This is a genomic window from Bifidobacterium callitrichidarum (genome assembly GCF_003129905.1).
GTDB classification, from domain to species: Bacteria; Actinomycetota; Actinomycetes; order Actinomycetales; family Bifidobacteriaceae; genus Bifidobacterium; species Bifidobacterium callitrichidarum.
This window is the reverse complement of record NZ_QFFM01000046.1, coordinates 1-6,410: the sequence shown is the minus strand read 5'-3', so window position 1 is coordinate 6,410 and position 6,410 is coordinate 1. Positions and strand designations below refer to the sequence as shown.

At 63.5% G+C, this 6,410-nt stretch carries 5 protein-coding genes; 3 read left to right on the top strand and 2 right to left on the bottom strand.

Features of this window, described 5'->3' with window-relative positions:
• A partial coding sequence (locus DF196_RS13510) for a hypothetical protein (RefSeq protein WP_158276331.1) occupies positions 1 to 225 on the top strand: 225 nt, incomplete at its 5' end.
• Between the two features lie 478 nt (positions 226 to 703).
• Here DF196_RS13510 and DF196_RS14005 read toward each other — a convergent pair.
• The gene (locus tag DF196_RS14005; protein WP_241519726.1) at positions 704 to 934 is read right to left on the bottom strand and encodes an AlbA family DNA-binding domain-containing protein; all 231 of its coding nucleotides are present in this window, start codon (positions 932 to 934) and stop codon (positions 704 to 706) included.
• A 136-nt stretch (positions 935 to 1,070) separates the two neighbouring features.
• Between DF196_RS14005 and DF196_RS12925 the strand changes: the two genes are divergently transcribed.
• Positions 1,071 to 2,498, top strand: a complete 1,428-nt coding sequence (locus tag DF196_RS12925) for an ATP-binding protein (protein ID WP_109058209.1) — start codon at positions 1,071 to 1,073, stop codon at positions 2,496 to 2,498.
• A gap of 851 nt (positions 2,499 to 3,349) precedes the next feature.
• Positions 3,350 to 5,905, top strand: coding sequence for an S-layer homology domain-containing protein (locus DF196_RS12920; protein WP_109058208.1), 2,556 nt, complete (start codon positions 3,350 to 3,352; stop codon positions 5,903 to 5,905).
• Between the two features lie 280 nt (positions 5,906 to 6,185).
• Here DF196_RS12920 and DF196_RS13505 read toward each other — a convergent pair.
• Positions 6,186 to 6,410: hypothetical protein (locus DF196_RS13505; RefSeq protein WP_158276331.1), on the bottom strand; the 225-nt coding region annotated here is incomplete at its 5' end.

Below are 6,410 nucleotides of genomic sequence, written 5' to 3'. Positions count from 1 at the left end.
GCCGGCTCGCCGAAGTTCAACGAGTCCTACGCGGACGTGAAGTTCTCCGACGTGACCCCGGGCGACAGCGCGAACCACTCTCAGGCTGTCCTGTGGGCCGCTTCGAACGGCATCGCCAAGGGCTACTCCGGCACGGTGAACAAGTTCGCCGGCTACAGCACCCTGGTCCGCCAGGACGCCGCCGCGTTCCTCGCCCGCACCCTGCAGGCCAACCTCATCAAGTAAGACTGAAACCTGACATGATCAGGTAACAGTCGGATACGCGAGAAGGGTTCGGAACCCAGTCCAATGGGTTCCGAACCCTTCTTCTGTTGTTTCGGACCGTTTACGTCACCGGCCGTGGTCTTCCGGGCCGCGGCCTGGGAGACCACGGCCGGAAATCCCGGTTTGGAACCGTGGCCGCGCCGGCGGCGACGGGAGTGTTTTCAGCGTGTGCCGGGTTCCGTCAGCCGGTAGCGGCGACCGCGGTTGACGCCCTCCGCGACCAACCTGCCCTCCCGGACAAGTCGTGCAAGATGACGCAGGGCCGTCCGGCACGGGCGCGAACGCGCGGAACACGTCCCCGTCCTCCAGCACGGGCTCCCGGCCGGAATAGAGCATTGAGTATTTATACAGGTTGCGGGTGCCGCTGCCGAGTTCGCCCGCCCGGCCGATCTGCGTGAAGAAGCCTGCGATGATCGGGTTCGTGGGCATCGGGTTGAAATCATCCAAGGTGACGCGCCCTGTTCGAGGGGCGCATCACGTTCGCGATGTTGCGTTCGATGTCCCGCACCAGCTTCGGGTTCACGCCCAGGAAGATGCTGCCGCCCTGCCGGTTCGCGGACGAGCACACCGTCTCGAACACGTCCGCCTCCGGCAGCGCGCCGCAACGCTTGAACTCCTGCGACACGCTCTCGCCCTGGGGCAGGCGTGATTGCAACTCATCCGGGGGCATTCGCCACCGCCTTCCGACTTATCGGACTTTTTATCGGACATGTCCGATAAGTCGGAAGGCGGCGCCGCGCGGGATATTGAATCAGTTAAGATAATCATGGTTATCGTATTCATGATTATGTTATTTTGGAGGCGGCATGGTCGGATTCGTGGGCAGGGAGCACGAGCTGGAGACGTTGCGCGACCTGTACGCGCGCGACCGGTTCGACATGGTGGTGGTCTACGGGCGTCGCCGTGTGGGCAAGACGTCCCTGATCGACGAGTTCACCCGCGACCGGAAGACCCTGTACTTCACCGCGTTGCAGCAGAGCTCCCTGCTGAACCTGCGGGGCTTCTCCGACGCCGCGTACCGGTTCTTCGGCATGCCGGAGGGCATGCCCGCGTTCTCCTCGTGGCAGGCCGCGTTCTCGTTCGTGGCCGAACAGGCCAGACGCAATCCGCGCGAACCGTGGGTGCTGGTGTTCGACGAGTTCCCGTACGCGGCCATGAGCGAGCCGTCCCTGCCGTCGGTCCTGCAGATCGCGATCGACCACGGGTTCAAGGACACATGTGCGACGATGATCTTGTCGGGCAGCAACGAGGGGTTCATGGAAAGCCGGGTCCTGGGCTCGAAGAGCCCCCTGTACGGGCGGCGGACCGCGCAGATCCATTTGCAGCCGTTCGACTACCTGGACGCGGCCCGGTTCCTGCCCGCCGCGTCCCCGGAGGACCTGGTCCGCTACTACGCCACGTTCGGCGGCACCCCGTACTACCTCGCGCTGCTCGACTCGTCCGCCACGTACGAGGACAACGTGCGCGCGCTCATGTACGACAAGCTCGGCCTGCTGTACGAGGAGCCGATGATGCTCCTGCGCCAGGAGCTGCGAGAGCCCGGCCAGTACTATTCCGTGCTGCAGGCGATCGCCTCGGGCTCGGCCACCCCGAAGTCCATCGCGGAGCACGCGGGCGTGGAGACCAACGCGGTGGGCGGCTACCTGCGCACGCTCGAGGGCCTGAACCTGGTGCGCAAGCAGGTGCCGTTCGGCGACGACCCGGCCAAGTCACGCAAGGGCATGTACCTGGTCGACGACCCGTTCTTCGCGTACTGGTTCCGTTTCGTGGGCCGCAACACGGACGCCATCGAACGCAGCACCGAGACCGGCCGGGCCGTGGCCGACCGCGTCACGGCATCGCCCGCGTTCGCCACCTATCTGGGCCAACGGTTCGAATCGGTTTGCCTGCAATGGCTCACCCGCGCCAACGGGCGGGGACTCCTGCCGTTCCTGGCCACCCGGTTCGGCAAATGGTGGGGCACCGACCCCAGGGCCCGCGAACAGACCGACATCGACGTGATCGCGGCCGATCCCGAGACCCGCAGCATCCTGCTGGGCGAATGCAAATGGCGCAACACGCTCAACGAGACCCAGACCCTCGACGCGCTGCGCGCCCGTACCGGCCTCGTACGCGGCTACACGGACCACCGTTACGCCCTGTTCACCAAGAAACCAGTCAGTCAGGCCACGCAGGACAAATGCAAGGCCGCCGGGACCCTGCTCATGGACGCCGAGAACCTGTACTCCCGCTGATTCACCGCGGGCGCGCCGTAAAGCCGTGTGGGCAGGAGATGAGAGAGCACAGCGCAAGACCGTGATCCTGAAGGGAGATCGCGCGGTGGACAAAGACGCTGATGGTCTGCCGGCGACTGATCCCGGCGGGTTCTCGCGCGAGACGCTGACGGTCCCGAACACGCACGAGCCGTCCCACGTGGACATTCGCAGCTGACCGGACGGTCCGAGTCCACCGGTGATGCCCCGTTCGGAGCCGACGATACGGGGCCATCGCAGTCATCTCGATAGCCGCTTACATCCAAGACACGGACGCTCGCGACGGGAATCGAAGGCATTGTGGCATCGATGCGCTGCCGAGTCCCGCCCCACAGGCAATTGTCACGGTTCGTGGGCCTATCGCGCCAGACCACCAAAGGTCACCAGCTCCATACGGCCGTTGAACACGCTCACCAGGGCGGGCGGCCAGCGAGTAGTCGGTAGGCCACCAAGTTCAGCAGCGTCTCGCGCGCTACGGCCGGGTTGTATTCTCGCTCGTCAGGCCAGTGTAGCGTCCCCGTCGAACGTGGAACGGGTCGAGTTGAACCAATCGACGTACTCCGCCGCGCCTTGGAATTGGGGACAGCAATCCGGAGAACTCAAACGCCCGACACTTCGAATCGAACGTAAACGATTGGCCCACGGCCGTAGTCCGCTCGAACGACACACAGGAATCGGTGCGCGGCATCTCCAGAATCGCCACATCGCTCACGGGGAATCGACCCCGCGCCCAGACGCACGTACACGTCCGTCCCCGGAATCTGCGAACGCCGGTCTCCTCGAGACCCCGCCCGCGACCGTTGCCCGTGTCCCTAGAAGAAAGGTTCCAGAACATGACTGGAAACACTAAGGTTTGGCGCGCGCCGCTCGCGGGCCTCGCCTCCGTCGCGATGATCGCGACCATGGGCGTCGCCGCCAGCACGGCCAACGCCGCGCCGACTCCGGGCTATGACGGTGTGACCATCACGCTGAACGCCAACGGAGGCAAGATCGACGGCAAGGACAGCATCACTGTGTCCGATACCGAGAAGACCGATTCCACCGGTTGGAAGTACTACGACGGTGTTTTTGAGGATCTCTACAACGCCTATGGCACCGATGCCCGCCTCAAGTGGGGCGCTAACGGCACCGTTAACCGCTACTTCTCCGGCTGGTACACCAGCCCGGACGCCGGCGGTCAGGCCGTGGACCCGAACGAGCCGCTGCAGGATGGCACCACTTTGTACGCCCACTGGTCCACCGACGCCGTCTACTCCGACGAGTCGGAAGAGGCCGTGTACCTCAACACCAAGGGTCTGGTCCAGTACGATACCAAGCAGTATGGCTCGGCCGCTAACACTAACGGTGCTGATGGCGCGTCTAACGTAATCCAGTCCACCTCTACTGGTTGGTCTGTGCGCTTGCAGGATGGCGATCAGGTCGCCGCCTGGGAAGCCCCTACTGCGGATGTGCAGGATGGACGTTACTTTGATGGCGCTCAGTGGAGCGCAGCAATCGCTTCCCTGCAGGGTGGCCAGTCCGCGACTCCGGTGACCGAGCCGGGCACGGTCGTCACCTTCGATACCGGCACGTACGCCCTGTTCAAGGATGGCGTGCAGACCTCCGAGAAGAAGTTCGACGTCAAGCGCGGCGACACCCTGACCTCCAATGAGTTCCAGGCCGTCACCCTCGGCTCTGACCACAACCTCGCCACCGCATGGAGTGTCACCTATGGCACCGGCTCCAAGTCCGAGGACTTCGTGTTCGGCACCACCGCCCTGGATGCCACCTCGAACGCCGCGACTCTGAAGGTCCTCAACGGCGAGAAGTCCACCCAGTATGCGCTGCACGAGCAGAGCCAGTCCGCCAGCGACGACACCGTTGCTCGTAGCTACTTCGTCAAGCGCGGTAGCTCCTTCAAGGAGACGTTCGCCAAGGATGCGCCGGACGCACCGACCCGTCACAACGCTACGTTCAAGGGCTGGTACGACTTGAATGCCGACAGCACCCCTGTCACGACTTACAAGAACAAGAACTTCTTCACGGCCCAGCTGATTTCCACTGAGAATGTGCCTGTTTCCGCTTGGGAGCAAGCCGATGCAACCCCGTATGACTTCTCGACCGAGACCACTGAGTCTGGTCCTGCCGTCGTGAACATCTACGCTGGCTACGATGCCGCCGCCATGTATGTGACGATTGAGCTTGATCCGAACTACCCGGGTTCCCAGATTCAGACCGTGAAGATCTATGAGGGCAAGACGGTCGGCGAGCAGCTGCCGTCCATCACCCGCGCCGGTTACACGCTCAAGGAGTGGAAGTCCAACCAGGGCTCTGTGCTCCCGCTGGACTGGACCGTCAACTTCGCTGACCCGTCCTACACTACTAAGATTCACAACACCCGTTACGTGGCTCAGTGGACCGCCGACTCCAAGTACGGCGTGAATGGTCTGCTGTACAACCTCGCTCGTGGTTATGTGACCGATGTCAAGGATGGCCAGCCGCTGAAGAACACCGGCGCCCCGGCCAAGGTCTACTACCAGGCTTCCAGCAAGAAGTGGTTCAAGCAGGGCGACACCGCCGCTCCGGGCACCGCGACGTTCGACTTCAAGCTGACCCGCCCGGCAGGCTATAACGAGGCCTCTTGGAAGCAGTTCAACACGACCCGCGACAAGGTCGTCAAGGAGCTGATCGCCGAGCTCAAGCTCGCCAAGAACGCCAACATCAAGGATGTCTACGACGCGGTCGCGAACCGTCTGTCCGCCGAGAAGGCCGACACCTTCAACCAGGAGTTCGCCGGCAAGCTCGTCGCCAACACCCAGTACCCGGACGTGAACTACGACGACTCTAACACGCATGCCGACGAGGTCACCGCCCTGACTTCGAAGGGTATCGTGAAGGGTTATGCGGATGGCACGTTCGGTTATGGCGCTCCGGTGGCCCGTGTGGACTTCATCGTGTGGATTTACCGTGCGGCCGGCAGCCCGAAGGTCGACGCCCAGTCCAGCTTCTCCGATGTGAATGCGACCACGGTCCCGAACCAGGAGTTCCGTGACGCGATCGCCTGGGCCGCCTCCGAGGGCATCACCAAGGGTTACGCGGACGGCACGTTCGCCCCGTACGCGCCGATTGCCCGTCAGGACGCCGTCGCCTTCCTGTACCGCGCCTCCGGCGAGAAGTACAACGAGTCCTACGCGGACGTGAAGTTCGCGGACGTGACCGCTGGTGACAGCGCGAACCACTCCGAGGCTGTGCTGTGGGCTGCTCACTACGGCATCGCGAAGGGCTACTCCGGTTCCGTGAACCGCTTCGGTGGCCTGAACATCGTGGTCCGTCAGGACGCCGCCGCCTTCCTCGCCCGCACCCTCGACGCAGGCAGGCTACATCGCCAAGTGAGCGATCTGACTCGCTAGGCCTAGGCTGAACGAACAGGTCCAACAAGACAGGGCCGGAACCTAAACCTTCTTGGGATAGGTTTCGGCCCTTGTCTTGTTTTCTCCGCCTGCGTGACATCGAATGTCGCGTTGCGGAGTCGCGACGGTTGCTTGGACGAGTCGCCCGGCGAAGGCCTATGCCGTGGACTTAATACTTCCCGACGCGGATACGGATACGCGAAGGCCTCCGAATCCATGCAATGGGTTCGGAGGCCTTGGGATTGTGAAGACGGCTGCTAGCTATAGGCTAGCTTCAGTTTCACTTGATGAGGTTGGCCTGCAGGGTGCGGGCGAGGAACGCGGCGGCGTCCTGGCGGACCAGGGTGCTGTAGCCGGCGAACTTGTTCACCGTGCCGGAGTAGCCCTTGGCGATGCCGTTCGAAGCGGCCCACAGGACAGCCTGAGAGTGGTTCGCGCTGTCGCCCGGGGTCACGTCGGAGAACTTCACGTCCGCGTAGGACTCGTTGAACTTCGGCGAGCCGGC

Excerpts from the sequence above, each read along its gene's own strand:
- DF196_RS12925 (WP_109058209.1), top strand. The coding sequence starts at position 1,071 with ATGGTCGGATTCGTGGGCAGGGAGCACGAGCTGGAGACGTTGCGCGAC.
- DF196_RS12920 (WP_109058208.1), top strand. The coding sequence starts at position 3,350 with ATGACTGGAAACACTAAGGTTTGGCGCGCGCCGCTCGCGGGCCTCGCC.
- DF196_RS14005 (WP_241519726.1), bottom strand. The coding sequence starts at position 934 with ATGCCCCCGGATGAGTTGCAATCACGCCTGCCCCAGGGCGAGAGCGTG.